Source organism: Bradyrhizobium diazoefficiens, assembly GCF_016612535.1.
Taxonomy (GTDB): Bacteria; Pseudomonadota; Alphaproteobacteria; order Rhizobiales; family Xanthobacteraceae; genus Bradyrhizobium; species Bradyrhizobium diazoefficiens_C.
The window spans coordinates 830035-845777 of the sequence record NZ_JAENXS010000002.1 but is presented as its reverse complement, the minus strand read 5'-3'; the positions used below and the strand labels follow the sequence as shown (position 1 = coordinate 845777).

The window sequence follows — 15743 nt, the reverse complement described above, 5'->3', positions numbered from 1 at the left end:
TCCAAACCGGCAAAGTTAATCGCGCGTTAAGCGCAGAATTGGCCGTGACGGTAGCATCCGAACGTTAGTTCCTGGTTTCGCGGCGCTGCGACAAATACGTACAAAAATACGAGCTCATGCCTGCATATCGCGCAGCGGGGCGCGGCTGAGCTCGTTGCCGGCGGCGATGGCCTTGCGCAAGAGCCGCATCAGGTCTTCGCCTTCCTTGGCGCTGAGGCCGCGCAGCATGATGTGCTGGGCGGATTCGACGGCCGGCGTGATCTTGCGCAACGTGCGGCGGCCCTCGTCGGTGATCTCGAGCTCGCGGGCACGGCGGTCGCGGCTACTGGCGCGGCGCTCGATGAGGCCTTTCTGCACCAAGCGGTCGATCACGCCGGTGATGGTGGTCCGGTCGTAGGCAATCAATCCTGCGAGCGTAACCTGGTCGAGCCCGGGATTTGCCTTGATGGTCGCAAGGGCTGCGTATTGCACCGGGGTGAGATCGAATCCGGCTTCGCCGACCTCGGCCAGGAACACGGCGACCGCGATCTGCTGAAACCGCCGCGCCAGATGTCCGGGCATATCATTGTTGTCTTTCACCGAATTCTCCTCGCGTGCAGGGACGGCGGGCGAACATTGACAAGTATACTGATAGTCAGCATACTGATCAATATCGAACGAGGCGTCAACGGGAGAGGTGCTCATGCAATTCCATCTCAATGGATTCCAGCCGGGCGACCCCGAGATAGCCGATCCCGCCGAGCGCGTTCAGGCCGCGGGCGCTGCGGGCGCCGTGCCCGACGAGGTCGATGTCCTCATCGTCGGCTGCGGGCCTGCCGGTTTGACGCTGGCTGCCCAGCTTGCGCAATTCGGCGACATCAAGACCTGCATCGTCGAGCAGAAGCCGGGCCGGCTTTCGGTCGGGCAGGCCGACGGCATCGCCTGCCGCACCATGGAGATGTTCCACGCTTTCGGCTTCAGCGAGCGCGTGCTGAAGGAAGCCTATTGGGTCAACGAGACGACGTTCTGGAAGCCGGATGAGCGGATGCCGGAGCAGATCGTCCGCAGCGGCCGGGTGCAGGACGTCGAGGACGGACTGTCGGAATTCCCGCATGTCATTCTCAACCAGGCCCGCATCCATGACGGCTTTCTCGACGTCATGCGCAAATCACAGGCCAAGCTCGAACCCTATTACGGCCGGCGCCTGCTCGACCTTCAGGTCGACCCGGCGGCGGGTCCTGCCGACCATGCCGTGACCGTGCGTCTCGAACGCGTCGATGCCGCGAACGAGGACAAGGTCAAGACCATCAAGGCGCGCTACGTCGTCGGTTGCGACGGCGCGCGCAGCACGGTGCGCAAATCAATCGGCCGTGAGCTGCACGGCGATTCCGCTAATCACGCCTGGGGCGTGATGGACGTGCTGGCGGTGACCGATTTTCCCGACATCCGCTTCAAGGCCCTGATCCAGTCGGCCAAGGACGGCAGCCTTCTCATCATCCCGCGCGAGGGCGGCTACATGGTCCGCCTCTATGTCGAGCTCGCCAAGCTCGACATCGGCGAGCGCGTCGCCAACCGCAACATCACCGCCGATGACGTGATTGCGAAAGCGCAGCGGATCCTGAAGCCGCATAAGCTCGAGGTGAAGGAGGTCGCCTGGTGGTCGGTCTACGAGATCGGCCAGCGCCTGACCGATAAGTTCGACGACGTGCCGGAAGCGGAGATCGATGCGCGCTTGCCGCGTATCTTCATTGCCGGAGACGCCTGCCATACCCACAGCCCGAAGGCAGGGCAGGGCATGAACGTCTCGATGCAGGACGCCTTCAATCTCGGTTGGAAGCTCGCCGCCGTGCTGCGGAAGCGGAGTGCGCCGAGCCTGCTGCATTCCTATTCGGCCGAGCGGCAGGCGGTGGCGAAGGAGCTGATCGATTTCGATCGCGAATGGGCCGGAATCTTGGCCTCCGCGGCCAAGGCCGGCGGCGGCGATGCAGCGAAGACGCAGGACTATTTTGTCAGGCACGGCCGCTACACCGCGGGCACGGCGACGCATTACCGCGCGTCGATCCTGACAGGCGCGACGTCTCATCAGCATCTCGCCGAAGGCTTCATCATCGGCACGCGCTTCCATTCCGCGCCGGTGATTCGGCTTGGGGACGCCAAGCCGGTGCATCTTGGACATGCGGGGAAAGCGGATGGCCGCTTCCGTATCTATGCCTTCTCCGGCGCCGAAGATCCGGCCGCGGCCGGCTCCGCCATTCGCGCGCTATGCAACTTCCTCGCTGAAGCCAGGGAATCGCCGCTCAAGCGATACACGTCGGCCAGCGCCGACATCGATTCTGTGATCGACCTGCGCGCGGTCTTCCAGCAGGATCATCGCGAGCTCGCCATCGAGGCGATGCCGCCGCTGTTGCTCCCGCGCAAAGGCCGTTACGGCCTGCTCGACTACGAAAAGATGTTCTGTCCGGACCTCAAGAGCGGTCACGACGTTTTCGCAACGCGCGGTATCGATCGGAAGGCCGGCTGCATGGTCGTGGTGCGGCCGGATCAATATGTCGCGCAGGTGCTGCCGCTCAATGATTTCGCTGCCCTTGCCGCATATTTCGATGGCTTCATGCTGCGGCTGAATTGAGACTCAATTGCGAGTCCTGCTCCGCCGATGAATGGCGGATGAATATTGAACTCTGCGCGCGGCGTAGCTCTCAAACTTTTGGCTGATGCGACGTTTGCACGCGGAACGCCTTGATCCGCTCGCGCGTTCCTTCTCTCAGAGGAGGACTACGCCATGAGATTGAGAACCGCTTTGGTTGCAGCATTGCTGCTCGCGCCGACGGCCGCATTGGCCGCGCCTGGCATCGTCACCGTCTCGACCGGTCTGCGCGCCGGCCCGGGTGCGGGCTTTCCGCTGGTCGACCGCGTCCCCGAGGGCGCTCGTGTCAACATCCATGGTTGCCTGCGTGGCAATGCGTGGTGCGACGTGAGCTTCTCCGACGACCGCGGCTGGGTGTCGTCGCAATATCTCGAATATCTCTACCGCAATCACTACGTCTATCTGCCAGACTATGCCGACGAGGTCGACGTGCCCGTCGTCCCCTTCGTGCTGAGTTCGTACTGGTCGAGTTACTATGAGGGGCGCCCCTGGTATCGCCGGCACGCCTATTGGAATAACTACTGGAGCTCGCACGAGCGCTTCGCGACGCGGATGACGATCGATCCGCATGCGGCCCGCATTGGTCGCGCGGCGACGCGTGATGCAGCGGTCGCGCTGGGCCGCAACGATGCGCACGGCAAGGGCAATGTCGCTGTCTCCGGGCGCGATGCCGCTACGGCCCGGCATGACGCGGCCATCGCAAGGCGCGGCGCTGCGGTAGGCGTCGATCGGACCCGCGCCGAGCGGAGCCAGCGTTTCGTCAATGAGCGGACCGGCGTGCAGGGGCGCAACCCCCGCGATGCGCAAGCGCGCATGATGCACGAACAGGCTGCGGGTCGCGCTGCGGTGCGTGCGCAACCGATGGCGCGGGCGCATGAAGCGCCGCGTGTCTCGGCCGTGCCTGGGGCAAGGCCCGCGATGCCGCACATGGCACGGCCGAACGTCAGCCGTGGTGCGCCGATGAATGCCCATGCGCAGATGCCGGCGCCGCGCGCGGCCGCGCCTGCGATGCCGCATCCAGGTGGCGGCGGTGGCGCTCCGCACATCAATGCCGCGCCGCACGGCGGCGGGCCAGCCGGCGGCCCTGGTGGCGGACACCAGAAGCACTAGCATTTTATCAACGAAAGCCCGGCCTTCGCGCCGGGCTTTTGCACGGAAAGGCCCTTACAATTTAAAGCAGTTCTTCGCGCGCAGATTTCATCGATCGTAATATCTCTATCGAAAGCTGTAAGCATCCAACCGGGGCAGTGGGGCACGGGAGGATGACGATGAGACAAGGACAGGCGGAAACGCGCCGCCAAAATGTCGCGAAGCGGTCGATGACCAAAGAGGCCAAGCAACTGGCCGGCCTGATCGCCGGCTTGCGCAAATCCCTCGACGGCATCCACAAGGAGCGGACGAGTGCAAAGCTCTCCGGCGCCGAGATGGGCCTGCTCGACGAGCGCCGCAACAATCTGTTGCTCACCATTGCCGCGCTGGACGATCGTCTGTCGGCCGTGCAGGGGCTGATTGACCTCGGCCGCCCACACGTCATCCGCGTCCACTGAGCGGATCGCGGGCGCTATCGGTTCCGTCGCGGCGGCGATGGGCTTGGGCCGGGCTGGCGGATCCGCGCGGCGCGGATGCGAGCGGCCGCGAACAAGCTCCCGACAAGCAGACTCGCATTCATGATGCGCCGCATGATTGACCTCCGTCACTCGGCTGGAACCGGTGCTGGCGCACAATGCTGCCGTAGACGGCACGAAATTGCCACGCTCCCGGCGAATTGCCGCCAAAGCCCGCTGCCACGACCAGAACGGGTGCAGGGCACCGCAAGGGGATGCGCATTGGCCTATAAGATGATCGCAGAACGCGAGAATGAGAAGTACAGTTTTGCCCGCGAGAGCCGGTTGCTGATCGTGGCGAAGGCAAAAGTGTGGGCGAGCGAAGGATGGCGGGTCGTCATTACCGATCAGGACGGCAAGGCTTACGCCCCGCCGGAGTTCGATCAGTTGCTGGCGGCGTAACCGCGAGGCGCGGGCTAGGGGACGACATTGAGATCGCTATTTCGATCGGGGCGCGAGGTCATCGCGCCTCTGGTGATTCTTGGGACTGTTGCTGCAGCGAGCGTCGTGCTGACGGCGAGCCTTGCGGCCGCGCAAAATCTCGACGCCGGCAAATCGGTCGAAAAGCTCTTTGCCGATGGCTGCGCGACCTGCCATCGTAGCCCGCGGGGGCTTGCGAAGGGGCGCTACACCCTCACGCTGTCCTGGTTCCTCCAGGACCATTATTCGGCGGGTTCGGACACCGCCAAGGCGCTCGCGGCTTATCTGGTGTCGGTCGATACACCGCCCCCAGGTACGCCGGCGAAGTCTGGCGCAAAGTCAGCCCGATCCAAACCACGTCCGTCAAGGCCTGTGCAGAGCCAGTAGACGTCGTCCGGCTACCCTCGCCGAAACGTCTGCGCGATCAGGCGGTCGTGCACGGCTCGCAGATCGGCGCTCATGCGGGTCTGTCCCGTGGTGACGAACGACAGCCAGGCGCCGTCGGCGGCGAGACGCACGATCTGGAGTTCTGGCGCGGCGTCAGTCGGACGGTGGCGTTTCAGGCGCGCCTTCATCCACTCGTTCCAGAGTGTGCGTAAAGACGGATCAGTGACGACGACCATGCTCAGCGCTGCCCACGGCGTCGCGAAGCCGAAGGCTTTTCCGGTGAATACCGCATTCACATAAGCGCGCGTAAAACTGCCGCGTGGCTTCGGGTCCGCCTCGACGGCCGCGTCGATCTCGGCATCGACGCGGGCGAGCAGATCGGCGAACAGGCCCTCGATCAGCGCCTGCTTGCTCCCAAAATGATGAAACAGCCCGCCCTTGGTGACGCCGGCCGCCGCCGCGACCGCCTGCACCGTGACGCCGGAGACGCCGTGGTCCATGGCGATGGCGGCTGCGCAGTCGAGCAGCGCGCGCCGCACGTGCTCGGGCTGTTTGGCGCGGGTGTAGGCACTCGCCGGCATCAATGCGCCGTCGTCTGTGAGAACAGGTTGATGACCAGGACCCCGGAGACGATCAGGGCGATTCCGACGAAGGCTGCGGCGTCCAGCATCTGGCGGAACAGAACGAAGGAGACGGTGGCGGTCAGGATGATGCCGACCCCGCCCCAGATCGCGTACGCAACGCTCAGGGGAATGACCCGGATCGCGACTGACAGCGCGTAGAACGAGGCGACGTAGAACAGCACCATCGCCAGCGTCGGCCAGGGCCGGGTGAATTGCGCGGATTGCTGCAAAAAGGCGGACGCAGTCACCTCGAGCACGATGGCGAGGGCAAGTGCTGCATAGGCATTGGAGGTGGACGTCATGGTCGGCTTGGAGCAGGTGCAGGAAGGAGAAAAGATACCGCACGGTAGGTATGTTCAACGCCGATCGTGGCTTTCGGTCGGCTGCCGTTGCCCGGGAGGCATACCACTCGGACGTGACGAACCCGCGACGAATCGCTAACCTGGCCCAGTCCTACGCCCGAGCGATCGAGCGCCGCGCCTTCGCGACCCGGCAGCGCTTGCCTTGCGGCGCGATTGATCCTACGGACCTCTCCATGCTCGTCATCTCCATTCAAAGCCAGGTGGTCCATGGTCATGTCGGCAACAGCGCCGCGGTCCATGCCATGCAGGCCGAAGGCGTCAACGTCGCGGCGGTGCCGACGACGCTGCTGTCGAATCATCCGCGCTATCCGACCTTGCGTGGACGCGTGCTGGACGCGGAGCTCGTTGCGGATCTGCTGAAGGGCGTCGAGGAGCGGGCCCTCGTCGATGAGGCCGCCGTGCTCGTCACCGGCTATCTCGGCTCGTCCGACAACGCCGTTGTCATCGCCGACTTCGTCGGGCGTGCGCTGTCGCGCAATTCGAAGCTCGTCTATCTCTGCGATCCCGTCATCGGCGATGACGGCCGCATCTATGTCGCCGACGGTATTTTGGATGTGGTGCGACACCGGCTGTTGCCGGCGGCACACCTGATCACGCCGAACCAATTCGAGCTCGAGCTGCTCTCCGGCGTCAAGATCGCGGACGCGGATGGCTTGCGCGCTGCGGCGGCCGCGATTGCGGGGCAGCGCCGGACCGACGTCGTCGCCACCGGCTGCACTCTCTCCGAGACGCCGGCGGGACAGGTGGAGACGATCCTGTGTGCCGACGGCCAATTGTCGCGCTTTGCGACGCCACTTCTGCCGATCCGGCCCTATGGCACCGGTGATCTCCTCACCGGCCTGATCGCGGCGCACCTCGCCAAGGGCACGGCGATCGAAGCGGCGGTGCGGCTTGCGGTCGAAACCGTCTTTGCCGTGCTCGTCCGCACGCAAGCGGCGGGATCGGCCGAGATGAGTCTCGTGCCGCTGCTGGCGTCACGCACGTAACCCCGGATCAGGTCGTCCGCTTCGTGGCGGATTGGGCCGATTTCTGTGGCTTAGCCGGGCTCTTCTGCTCGCGCGCGGTCTGCGCCTTCGGCGGCTTGGCGCCGACCACAGCGTGCGCCTTTTTCGACTTGGCGTTGGCGGCTTCCCTGCGGTCGGTCGCAATGCCACGCTTCGAAATGTATTCCGCGCCGTCGATCGGACCAACATGCGGCGGATCGTGGTCCAGATAAGGCCGGCCGATGCCGAGCGCCTTGCCGTTGGCATCGACCCACTTCCACAACACTTCGGTCGAGACCCAGCGCTGCGCACGGTTGCCGCCCTTGGTGCTGACGATGTCGGCTGCCATGCCGTGACCGTAGCCGCCGCGAAGACTGCCGCCGTGATAAGAGCGGTTGGAGGCTGCGTGGAGGCCGCTTGCGATCGATTGCCGATAGTCGTCACGGAACGCGCTGGTGATACCCGGCGAAAGGCCGGCGGCTTCGGCCGCAAGCAGCGTGCGAAACAGCTTCTGCTTGAAGCTCTTGTCCATGCCGCCGATGACGTAATCCATCAGCGCCATGTTGGCGTGCTCGGCCGCCTTCGGATCCTTCCAGGCAAAATCCTCGTCGACGAGCTTGGTGAAGCTGCGCATCACCGTGATCATCTTGCCCTTGCGCTTGATGGTGACCGCGCGGCGGTCCTCGACCTTGATGGAATCTTCCTTCGGCGTGCGCTGATAGAGCGCCCAGAGATAGCGGTCGATGCAGGCATCCATGGCGAAGCACTCATCGAGCACGGCCACGGTATCGGCGGGCGGCGACGCCTTGCTCTCCACCAGGGGCCCGCTCGCGATCGTTGCAGGCGACAGCGCGTCCGATGGCACAACGTCGCCGGGATCGGCGGAGGCGAGCTTGACGGTGGGCTCCGGCGTGGGCTCAGCCTCGCGGGCAACGGGAGCGGCTTCGCTCTCGATGGAAGAGGGGGCGGGCGAAATCTGAGATGTGGGCGAGGGCGGCGCCGGAAGCATCTCGGTCGGATCGGCCGAGGCGAGCTGCACGCCGGGGGCCGGTGTCTCGGGCATGGCCGGTTCGGTCATCGCCGCACTCGGCGTCGCAGCCGCGGCGGCGGCAATGTCGGCGGTGAGCGCGATGCCATCGTCAATCGTGGCCGCGCGCGGGATATCGGCAAGCTCGAGGCGGGTGAGATCTTTCGCGCGGGAGACCGCGGCCGCGTTGGCGCCGCCGTTCTCGATCAGGGCGGGGGCATAAGCAGAGAGCGAGAGTGCCAGCCAACCGGCCATTACGGCCGAAGGGCACGAGACCGCCACAAGAAGAGACCGCCGATCATTCATGATCCCTGCCTCCAAGGTTCGTGAGCGAACCAGATTGCACAGCCAAGCACGCGGCGCGTCAATTGTTCGGCGGACGGTGTGGCGACGCAATGGCGCAAATCTCCCAAAACGGGCTTTTCAGGCCAGTGTTGCCCGAATGCAACTCCGGTTCCCGCGTGGCTGGCGGCGGCGCTGAAGTAGGGTCGTTGTGGCCTCATCGTTGCGAGCGAGGCGAAGCAGTTCTGCATCCTTCAACGCAGGCGGCAGAGCGGGTTTGTCCAAGGCGATGGACGCGTTAAACATATCGCCATGCACGAGGCGCGATATTGCATTGCAGCGACGCATATCGCAATGCAGCAAATCAGGATTAGATGTGCTCCGAACTTCTCTTTGGAGCATCACCATGAATCAGACTTTGTCGATCGCAGCCGCCGTCCTCACTCTTGCGGGCTCGACTGCCACCTTCGCTGCCGAACTGCCGGTCTATGAGGCGAACGGTATTCCGGTCTCGCCCGTGCAGGTCCGCGTGCTCGGCGCTGCCCACGTCGAGCAGCAAGTGACCGCGCCCGCCATCAGCGTGACGCCGCTCCAGGCCAGCGTGCTGACGCCGCGCAAGCTGAAGACGGCGACCGTGACCACGGGCTCCGCCCGCTAAGACCGACATTGCACTCAGCCGAGAGCTCAGTGCCGAAGCTTCCACGACGTCATGGCCGCGCTTTGTCCCGGCCATTTCATTTGTCCTGATCCGGCATCTCGCATTGTTCGCAGCCGCCGCGCTGTTCGTGTTCGTGTGAGCCTGACTTACGGGCTCGACCTCAGCCCCGGGTTTTTCCGAGCGATCACGGCCTGCGCTGTGCGCGCAGGCTCGATGGCGAGCGGCCATAGAGCTCGGCGAAGGCGGCGTTGAAGCGGCGCAGGCTGGCGAAGCCGGATTGGAACGCAATGTCCGTCATGGTGTGATCGCCGCCGTCGAGCAGGCGTTTGGCGCGCTGGACGCGAAGCGTCTTGGCAAGCTGCTGTGGCGTCGCGCCGAGGTGGCGCTCGAACAGGCGTGCGAGGTGACGCGACGAGATGCCGAGCCGCGTCGCGAGGGTCACCACCGAGTCCTGGTCGAGCGCACCTTCATTGATGAGCTTCAGAGCACGCGCGACCGTCGAACGCGTGCCGTTCCAGGCCGGGCAGAACGGCGCGGTCTCAGGCCGGCAGCGCAGGCAAGGCCGAAAGCCCGCCGCCTCGGCCGCTGCCGCCGTCGGATAATACGCAACGTTGCGCTTCAGCGGGTGCTTGGCCGGGCAGACCGGACGGCAATAGATCCCCGTCGTCTTCACCGCCGTGAAGAAGCGGCCGTCATAGCGGGGATCGCGGCGTAGCCGCGCGGCGTTGCAGGTCTCGAAGCTCAACATCAGCGGATGATAGCGCATGCCGGCGCGGGCGGAAGAGCCGCGGGATGACCGAGTCCGATTGCGGCGAGCCGCGCCACGCATCACGGCCTAGAAGGGGCCCCTGCGATCAACGCAAGCCGAGGGAGCGCATCGTGATCAGCTCGAAGGACATCGTACTCAACGCCTGGAAGACCTTTTCGTCGCGCGACACCGAGCGCATCGCCGCGCTGTTCACGGACGATGCCGAGTGGATCGCGCCGAAGGGCAATGCCACGGCGGTCGCACTCGATCACACCGACCACATGGTCGGAGCCAAGCAGATCGCGCGCTTCATCGCGCAGGAGATGCACCGGATGTTCTCCGGCGTCGATATCAGTTTTCGCGGCGTTTACGCGGATGGCGATGTCGTGATCGTGGAGGAGCGGATGCGCGCGACGCTTGCCGGCGGCAAGGCTTACGACAACGACTATTGCTTCGTATTCACGCTGGCCGGCGACCGTATCCGCGAGGTGCGGGAGTACATGGATACGCGCAAGGGATGGCGCATGGTGTTTGGCGACGAGGCACGATGATTTGGGCCATCGCGTGCCAGCCCTGCAGCCGCGTGGGTTGAGCCGACCCTCGCACTGACATAAGGCTTGCCCCCATGGATCAGCGGACGAGCGGCGCTGACGCTCTCACTCAAACGAACGATGCGACGCAGGCGCTGCTCGGCGTCCTCTCGGGGCTGTCGGCAGCGCTGTTCTGGGCGCTCGGCTTTGCCGGCACCCGGCACGGCCTGAAGGTCGGCTTTACACCGGTCGATCTGCTGGCGCATCGTTATGTCTGGTCGGGCATCGCCTTTCTGCCGCTGGTGCTGCGCGCCGGCATCTCCGATCTCTGCGGCATCGGCTGGAGCAGGGGGCTCGTGCTGATGGTGCTCGGCGGTCCCGTGATGTCGCTGATCTCCTACACCGGGTTCCTGTTCGTGCCGCTCGGCCACGGCAGCGTGATCCAGCCGTCCTGCGCGACGCTCGGCGGCCTGTTGCTTGCCGCATTGTTCCTGAAAGAGAAGATCTCGGCCTCGCGGCTGGCCGGCGCGATCGTCATCGTCGGCGGGCTCGGCGTAATCGGCGCGGAATCGATCGGCCATATCGGCATCGACGGCGTCCAGGGCGATTTGATCTTCGTGCTGACCGGCTTGATGTTCGCGGGCTTCGGCGCGTTGCTGCGCCACTGGCGCGTCTCCGCCGTGTCGGCTGCGCTCGTCATCAACGTGCTGTCGCTGCTGCTGCTGCCGATCTACCTCGCCGGCGGCGGGCTCGCGCGCGTCGCGGCGATCGGCGTCACCGAAAACGCCATCCAGGCGCTGGCGCAGGGCGTGCTCGCCGGTCCCGCGGCGCTCTATCTGTTCGCCGTCTCGGTCCAGCGCCTCGGCGTCGCGCGCGCGGCCGTGTTCCCGGCGTGCGTGCCGGCGCTGACGCTGCTCACGGGATGGCTGCTGCTCGGCGAGCCGCCGACGGCATTGCAGGCCGCCGGCCTTGTGACGGTGCTGTGCGGGTTCTACCTCGCGCAAAGGCAGAGGTAGAGCAGGCCTCGTGCTGGTCCGATCAGGAATCGCGAAAACAACCCCATGCACAGTAGAAACGCCTGAGGAATTTCGAATTTCGGCGAAACAGAATAATATTTGACCTGTCGGGCAAAACAGGCGCATGATGCCAGGGTGAGCAGATGCGCCGGGACAAGCCCCGCATAAGCGGGCATTGCGATAGTGGCATCTCACTCTGGGTTCGAGGAGATTCTGCAATGCCGATCGCGGGGCAAAAACTGGCCTTCGTCATGGCCTCGTCCAATCACGGAACGATGATCGTCAACCGCTTCGACTATCGCATGGTCGGTCCCGGCCGCGGTTACGGCGTGGGGTATCAGATCCTCGAAGCGGCTGCGTTCGATCCCGGCGAAGTCAAGATCGCGCTCGAATTGCTGGCGTTGCGGCGAAAGCACCATGGTGACGGCGTGATCGCCGTCGACTGCGGCGCGAATATCGGCGTGCACACGATCGAATGGGCCTCGTCGATGACGGGCTGGGGCTCGGTGATCGCGATCGAAGCGCAGGAACGGATCTATTATGCGCTGGCCGGCAACATTGCCATCAACAACTGCTTCAATGCGCTGGCGGTGCATGCGGCCGTGTCCTCCGAAGCCGGCACGATGCAAATTCCAAATCCGGACTATTTCACGCCGTCGAGCTTCGGCAGCCTGGAATTGCGGCCGCGCCCGAGCAACGAATTCATTGGTCAGCCGATCGACTACACCGATAATACCGTCGTCGTGCGCAAGATGACGCTGGACGAGCTCAATCTGCCGCGCGCCGATTTCATCAAGATCGACATCGAGGGCATGGAGATGGAGGCGCTGAACGGCGCCCGGGAGACGATCAGAAAATATCGCCCGATCCTGCTGATCGAGAAGATCAAGACGGATATCCGGCAACTCGAGCAATGGCTCGTGGACAATGGCTACCGGCCCTTCGCGCTCGGCATCAACATTCTCGCCGTCCATCGCAGCGATGCGAGCCTGAAGGATATCAACCCGCAACAAGGCGCCGCGGCGGCGTGAAGCGGGCAGGGCGGATTGGCGCAAGCGTCATCCGTCGATCTGCGCGACATGGATGGCGGATGACGCTGCGCTAATCCGCCCTACGCATCACGCCTTCTTCACGAACTCCGATTTCAGGTTCATCGCGCCGATGCCGTCGATCTTGCAGGCGATGTTGTGTCCGTCGGTGGCATCCTGAAGGCGGATGTTGCGGACCTTGGTGCCGCCCTTGACGACCGATGAGGATCCCTTGATCTTGAGGTCCTTCATCACGATGACGCTGTCGCCGTCGGCCAGCACATTGCCATGGGCATCGCGCACGCCGGCCTCGTGCGGCGCATCCGCCACAGCGCCCGCCGCGGCGCTCCATTCATGGGCGCATTCCGGGCAGATCCAGAGATCGCGGTCCTGATAGGCATGCTCCGACTGGCAGTTCGGGCATTTTGTCGAGTCGTCCATGGTGGTCTCGTCTCCGGTCGGTGCGCGGCGCACCGTAGGGGCGAGGACCAGGAAAGCAAGGGGAGGGAAAAGCAAGGGCGCGCAGTGGGCTGATTTTACCGAAACAGCGCGACGAAAATCACGTAGAGCCAGCCCAGGATGCCGTGGATGATCGCCCATGGAATCGAATGGTTGTTGGTGTAGGAGATCGCGATGGCGAGCGCCGAGCCGAAGCCCACACCGTATTTCGCGCCTTCGACACGGACGCCGTAATAGCGATTGCCGTTCATGGTGATCCTTCCGGAAGATGACGCGTCATTTCTTCCTATGAACTTCGCCGTACGCTCTTGATGCAGATCAAGTTTCGTTGGCGCGCCGACCTACGTTTACCAACCATCCGAAGCGAAGGCGAGGTCGGGATGATGTCGCGCCTGAGAGGCGGTTGAGCGCGCGGTCCGCGTTGCAGGCCCGACGCCGAGGCCTTTAGGAAATCGACGTGGCGTCGCGAAAGTGCTTGCCTTGCTTTCCGTCCTTTTGCACTCTGGAGGCAAGGAGACCAACGCATGAAAATCATGACCATCGCGTGCGCGCTTGGAACCGCTCTGGTGCTGTGCAACCTCGGGATTTCTGGTGCCGAAGCCCGGGTGCGAAGGGTGCACGTGGTTCGTGAAATCGTTCCGCAATCACGGCTGAGGGTGGAAGTCCCGGTGCTCCGGCCAACGCCGTGGGATTACAATGTTGTTCCGCGCTATCGTTATCGCCCTGAAGACGACCGCGTCGATCCCAACGGCCCGCCGCTGGTGCCGTCCTATATTCGCTATGAAGGGTGGCGGTGGCCGTATTGGTGGTGAAGGGATAGTGCGTAGGGTGGGTTAGCCCCGCGACTGCGCGAAGCGCTGTTCGCGGCGTAACCCACCTCTTTGATCTCTGCGGCGGCAGAAGTGGTGGGTTACGCCGAGCAGATGCGCTTTGCGCATCATCTGCAGGGCTAACCCACCCTACGATGGCTGAAATCGCCGCCCCATCGCGTTAACCCCCGAGGCAACTTGCGACGAGGTGATCGCCGCAGGGCTCGCCCAATCCTTGCTCGAAATAGCCTGCAACTGTACGCTGAGCGCGACACAAGAGCTAATTTTCGGGAATGGATCGGCTGCAATGACCGTCATCGAGAGCGTGGTTCCGGAGCAAGGTGCCGACCGGACAACGCCGCCAAAAATGCCGCCGGGCGTGGTGGTCGAAGGCCCGGTGGTCGACGCAAAATTTCGCGATTCCTACATCTCGTTCGCGATGATGATCGCGGGTTCGATCGGGGCGCTGATCTGGGCCTTCACGCAGGGCATCGGATGGGTGGAGATCTCGGTCTTCGCCGGCATGTTCGTGATGACCACGATGGGCATCGGCTTCATGCATCGCTACTTCGTCCACCGCAGCTACCGCTGCGGTCCGGTGATGCGGACGATCCTCGCTGCGATCGCCACGATGGCGGTGCAGGGCTCGATCCTCAAATGGGTGAGCAACCATCGCCGGCACCATCTTCACTCCGACAAGCCCGGCGACGTCCATAGCCCCTACTATGACGGCTTCGGCAACAGCATCGAAGGCTTCGCCAAGGGCATGGGACACGCGCAGGGCGGCTGGGTGTGGGACAAGGCCACCACCGATGCCGAATACTACGCCAGGGACATTCTGGCCGACCCGATCGCCATGTTCTTCACGAGGACGCGCTGGTACTGGTACGCGCTGTCGGCGCTGATCATTCCGGCGGCCCTCGGCTACGCCTTCGGCGGCGTGCATGCGATGATCGGCTGCGTGCTGTTCTCCGGTCTGTTCCGCAGCTACCTCATGACCATGGCGACGTCGCTGGTCAACTCGGTCTGCCATAGCGACGGCCGCTGGGGCTATCGCCGCTTCGAGCTCGACGACGGCACCACCAACGAGCTGGTGACCACGATCCTCACCTTCGGCGAAGGCCTGCACAACAACCATCACCGCTTTCCGCGCGACGCTTATCTCTCGCACGCCTGGTACGAGATCGATATCAACGGGCTGATCATTTTGGGGCTCGGGAAGCTCGGGCTGGTGCACGACATTTTCTCGGCGCGAAGCCGGACGCCTGGTGCGGACGGCGGAAAACGGTCAGAGCCGGAAGCGATGGTCTGAATCCTGTAGGATGGGTAGAGCGGCAGCGAAATCCATCAATAACCGTCACGGAATGATGGGTTTCGCAAGGGCTCTACCCATCCTACGGGCTGCGAGCTCGACGACCGGCCGGGTGTCACGGAAATTCCCGGAAAGGCTGCGGACGCCATCCATTGACCGGCTTCGAGATCGTATCTACATTGTATCATCAATTTGCCGGAGGCCGAGGATGAAGGTGGCATTTCAGAAGTGGGGCAACAGCCTCGCGCTGCGCGTGCCGAAAGCATTCGCCGATGAAATCGGGGCGCGCGCCGGCCGGGCCGCGGAGATGACCGTGAACAACGGAAAGCTGGTGATCGAGATCGCGCTGCCCAAGCGGCGCAAACGCCGCTATGCGCTCGACGAACTGGTTGCCGGGATAACGCCGGACAACCGTCATGACGAGATCGATTGGGGGCCGGCCGTTGGCAACGAAGTCTGGTGACTATTGTCCGGAGGCCGGCGATTTCATCTGGATAGATCTGGACCCCACGGTCGGCCACGAACAAAGCGGCCGGCGACCGGCCATCGTGGTGTCGCCGCACAGCTACAACTCGGTAGCGGGCCTCTGCGTGATCTGCCCGATCACCAACCGCGTGCGCGGCTATCCATTCGAGGCCGTGCTTTCAGACAATTCGAGCCTTCGCGGCGCCGTTCTTGCCGACCAGCCCCGGAGCATCTCCTGGGAGAAACGGCCAATCGCACATGCCGGACGGGCACCTGACATTCTGCTCAGCGAGGTCCGCGAACGCTTGGCGGCGTTGCTGGGAATCGACTGAACGTCTCGCTCGCGTGATGCGATCAGTGCGTCTTTCGCACTGGAACTCGTGCGTTGGTAAGCTCGAGCTAGAGAG

Annotated in this window: 21 protein-coding genes; 14 read left to right on the top strand and 7 right to left on the bottom strand. The window is 64.1% G+C overall.

Annotated features, from left to right (window positions below; genetic code table 11):
• Positions 1-114: 114 nt before the first annotated feature.
• On the bottom strand, positions 115-579 hold the full coding sequence (locus tag JJE66_RS20825) for a MarR family winged helix-turn-helix transcriptional regulator (RefSeq protein WP_200516386.1): 465 nt from the start codon (positions 577-579) through the stop codon (positions 115-117).
• A gap of 103 nt (positions 580-682) precedes the next feature.
• Here JJE66_RS20825 and JJE66_RS20820 point away from each other — a divergent pair, with 103 nt between their 5' ends.
• From JJE66_RS20820 to JJE66_RS20800, 5 genes are all read left to right on the top strand, one after another.
• On the top strand, positions 683-2605 hold the full coding sequence (locus JJE66_RS20820; protein WP_200516385.1) for an FAD-binding monooxygenase: 1923 nt from the start codon (positions 683-685) through the stop codon (positions 2603-2605).
• Positions 2606-2758: 153 nt separating this feature from the next.
• Positions 2759-3733: an SH3 domain-containing protein gene (locus JJE66_RS20815; protein ID WP_200516384.1), complete on the top strand. Its 975-nt coding sequence runs from the start codon at positions 2759-2761 to the stop codon at positions 3731-3733.
• Positions 3734-3891: 158 nt separating this feature from the next.
• Complete coding sequence (locus tag JJE66_RS20810; protein ID WP_200516383.1) at positions 3892-4170, top strand: hypothetical protein; 279 nt, start codon at positions 3892-3894, stop codon at positions 4168-4170.
• Between the two features lie 252 nt (positions 4171-4422).
• Positions 4423-4629: a hypothetical protein gene (locus tag JJE66_RS20805; RefSeq protein ID WP_200518608.1), complete on the top strand. Its 207-nt coding sequence runs from the start codon at positions 4423-4425 to the stop codon at positions 4627-4629.
• Between the two features lie 27 nt (positions 4630-4656).
• The gene (locus JJE66_RS20800; protein WP_246756476.1) at positions 4657-5034 is read left to right on the top strand and encodes a hypothetical protein; all 378 of its coding nucleotides are present in this window, start codon (positions 4657-4659) and stop codon (positions 5032-5034) included.
• A gap of 11 nt (positions 5035-5045) precedes the next feature.
• On the opposite strand, the gene JJE66_RS20795 is transcribed toward JJE66_RS20800, so the two are convergent.
• Positions 5046-5615, bottom strand: coding sequence for a TetR/AcrR family transcriptional regulator (locus JJE66_RS20795; RefSeq protein ID WP_200516382.1), 570 nt, complete (start codon positions 5613-5615; stop codon positions 5046-5048).
• Entirely contained in the window at positions 5615-5959 is a 345-nt protein-coding gene (locus tag JJE66_RS20790) for a multidrug efflux SMR transporter (RefSeq protein WP_200516381.1), read from the bottom strand. The genes JJE66_RS20795 and JJE66_RS20790 overlap by 1 nt, the downstream gene beginning before the upstream one ends.
• A gap of 233 nt (positions 5960-6192) precedes the next feature.
• On the opposite strand from JJE66_RS20790, the gene pdxY reads away from it, so the two are divergent.
• Positions 6193-7005 (top strand): pyridoxal kinase, encoded by an 813-nt coding sequence (gene pdxY / locus JJE66_RS20785; protein ID WP_200516380.1) that lies wholly within the window; start codon positions 6193-6195, stop codon positions 7003-7005.
• A gap of 7 nt (positions 7006-7012) precedes the next feature.
• On the opposite strand, the gene JJE66_RS20780 is transcribed toward pdxY, so the two are convergent.
• The gene (locus JJE66_RS20780; RefSeq protein WP_200516379.1) at positions 7013-8335 is read right to left on the bottom strand and encodes a hypothetical protein; all 1323 of its coding nucleotides are present in this window, start codon (positions 8333-8335) and stop codon (positions 7013-7015) included.
• 382 nt (positions 8336-8717) lie between these two features.
• On the opposite strand from JJE66_RS20780, the gene JJE66_RS20775 reads away from it, so the two are divergent.
• Positions 8718-8969, top strand: a complete 252-nt coding sequence (locus JJE66_RS20775) for a hypothetical protein (protein WP_200516378.1) — start codon at positions 8718-8720, stop codon at positions 8967-8969.
• Between the two features lie 184 nt (positions 8970-9153).
• Here JJE66_RS20775 and JJE66_RS20770 read toward each other — a convergent pair whose 3' ends face one another.
• Positions 9154-9735: a bifunctional transcriptional activator/DNA repair enzyme AdaA gene (locus tag JJE66_RS20770; protein WP_200516377.1), complete on the bottom strand. Its 582-nt coding sequence runs from the start codon at positions 9733-9735 to the stop codon at positions 9154-9156.
• Between the two features lie 113 nt (positions 9736-9848).
• On the opposite strand from JJE66_RS20770, the gene JJE66_RS20765 reads away from it, so the two are divergent.
• From JJE66_RS20765 to JJE66_RS20755, 3 genes are all read left to right on the top strand, one after another.
• Complete coding sequence (locus tag JJE66_RS20765; protein WP_200516376.1) at positions 9849-10268, top strand: nuclear transport factor 2 family protein; 420 nt, start codon at positions 9849-9851, stop codon at positions 10266-10268.
• Positions 10269-10342: 74 nt separating this feature from the next.
• Positions 10343-11263, top strand: a complete 921-nt coding sequence (locus JJE66_RS20760) for a DMT family transporter (protein WP_200516375.1) — start codon at positions 10343-10345, stop codon at positions 11261-11263.
• A 218-nt stretch (positions 11264-11481) separates the two neighbouring features.
• A complete protein-coding gene (locus tag JJE66_RS20755; RefSeq protein WP_200516374.1) occupies positions 11482-12294 on the top strand; it encodes an FkbM family methyltransferase in 813 nt (270 codons plus the stop codon).
• A gap of 87 nt (positions 12295-12381) precedes the next feature.
• Here JJE66_RS20755 and JJE66_RS20750 read toward each other — a convergent pair whose 3' ends face one another.
• Positions 12382-12732 (bottom strand): zinc ribbon domain-containing protein YjdM, encoded by a 351-nt coding sequence (locus JJE66_RS20750; RefSeq protein WP_200516373.1) that lies wholly within the window; start codon positions 12730-12732, stop codon positions 12382-12384.
• A 95-nt stretch (positions 12733-12827) separates the two neighbouring features.
• Positions 12828-13001 carry a hypothetical protein gene (locus JJE66_RS20745; RefSeq protein ID WP_200516372.1) on the bottom strand — a complete coding sequence of 58 codons (174 nt, stop codon included), beginning with the start codon at positions 12999-13001 and terminating at the stop codon, positions 12828-12830.
• Positions 13002-13274: 273 nt separating this feature from the next.
• Between JJE66_RS20745 and JJE66_RS20740 the strand changes: the two genes are divergently transcribed.
• The 4 genes from JJE66_RS20740 to mazF all read left to right on the top strand — a co-directional run bounded on the left by JJE66_RS20740 (position 13275) and on the right by mazF (position 15668).
• Positions 13275-13562: a hypothetical protein gene (locus JJE66_RS20740; protein ID WP_200516371.1), complete on the top strand. Its 288-nt coding sequence runs from the start codon at positions 13275-13277 to the stop codon at positions 13560-13562.
• A gap of 304 nt (positions 13563-13866) precedes the next feature.
• Positions 13867-14871, top strand: coding sequence for an acyl-CoA desaturase (locus JJE66_RS20735; RefSeq protein ID WP_200516370.1), 1005 nt, complete (start codon positions 13867-13869; stop codon positions 14869-14871).
• Positions 14872-15079: 208 nt separating this feature from the next.
• Positions 15080-15334 (top strand): AbrB/MazE/SpoVT family DNA-binding domain-containing protein, encoded by a 255-nt coding sequence (locus JJE66_RS20730; RefSeq protein WP_200516369.1) that lies wholly within the window; start codon positions 15080-15082, stop codon positions 15332-15334.
• Positions 15315-15668, top strand: coding sequence for an endoribonuclease MazF (mazF, locus tag JJE66_RS20725; protein WP_200516368.1), 354 nt, complete (start codon positions 15315-15317; stop codon positions 15666-15668). The genes JJE66_RS20730 and mazF overlap by 20 nt, the downstream gene beginning before the upstream one ends.
• Positions 15669-15743: the final 75 nt, after the last annotated feature.

Bases quoted from the DNA above. Each gene is read 5' to 3' on its own strand.
- JJE66_RS20820 (WP_200516385.1), top strand. From the start codon at position 683: ATGCAATTCCATCTCAATGGATTCCAGCCGGGCGACCCCGAGATAGCC.
- JJE66_RS20815 (WP_200516384.1), top strand. From the start codon at position 2,759: ATGAGATTGAGAACCGCTTTGGTTGCAGCATTGCTGCTCGCGCCGACG.
- JJE66_RS20810 (WP_200516383.1), top strand. From the start codon at position 3,892: ATGAGACAAGGACAGGCGGAAACGCGCCGCCAAAATGTCGCGAAGCGG.
- JJE66_RS20795 (WP_200516382.1), bottom strand. From the start codon at position 5,615: ATGCCGGCGAGTGCCTACACCCGCGCCAAACAGCCCGAGCACGTGCGG.
- JJE66_RS20790 (WP_200516381.1), bottom strand. From the start codon at position 5,959: ATGACGTCCACCTCCAATGCCTATGCAGCACTTGCCCTCGCCATCGTG.
- pdxY (WP_200516380.1), top strand. From the start codon at position 6,193: ATGCTCGTCATCTCCATTCAAAGCCAGGTGGTCCATGGTCATGTCGGC.
- JJE66_RS20780 (WP_200516379.1), bottom strand. From the start codon at position 8,335: ATGAATGATCGGCGGTCTCTTCTTGTGGCGGTCTCGTGCCCTTCGGCC.
- JJE66_RS20775 (WP_200516378.1), top strand. From the start codon at position 8,718: ATGAATCAGACTTTGTCGATCGCAGCCGCCGTCCTCACTCTTGCGGGC.
- JJE66_RS20770 (WP_200516377.1), bottom strand. From the start codon at position 9,735: ATGCGCTATCATCCGCTGATGTTGAGCTTCGAGACCTGCAACGCCGCG.
- JJE66_RS20760 (WP_200516375.1), top strand. From the start codon at position 10,343: ATGGATCAGCGGACGAGCGGCGCTGACGCTCTCACTCAAACGAACGAT.
- JJE66_RS20755 (WP_200516374.1), top strand. From the start codon at position 11,482: ATGCCGATCGCGGGGCAAAAACTGGCCTTCGTCATGGCCTCGTCCAAT.
- JJE66_RS20750 (WP_200516373.1), bottom strand. From the start codon at position 12,732: ATGGACGACTCGACAAAATGCCCGAACTGCCAGTCGGAGCATGCCTAT.
- JJE66_RS20745 (WP_200516372.1), bottom strand. From the start codon at position 13,001: ATGAACGGCAATCGCTATTACGGCGTCCGTGTCGAAGGCGCGAAATAC.
- JJE66_RS20740 (WP_200516371.1), top strand. From the start codon at position 13,275: ATGAAAATCATGACCATCGCGTGCGCGCTTGGAACCGCTCTGGTGCTG.
- JJE66_RS20735 (WP_200516370.1), top strand. From the start codon at position 13,867: ATGACCGTCATCGAGAGCGTGGTTCCGGAGCAAGGTGCCGACCGGACA.
- JJE66_RS20730 (WP_200516369.1), top strand. From the start codon at position 15,080: ATGAAGGTGGCATTTCAGAAGTGGGGCAACAGCCTCGCGCTGCGCGTG.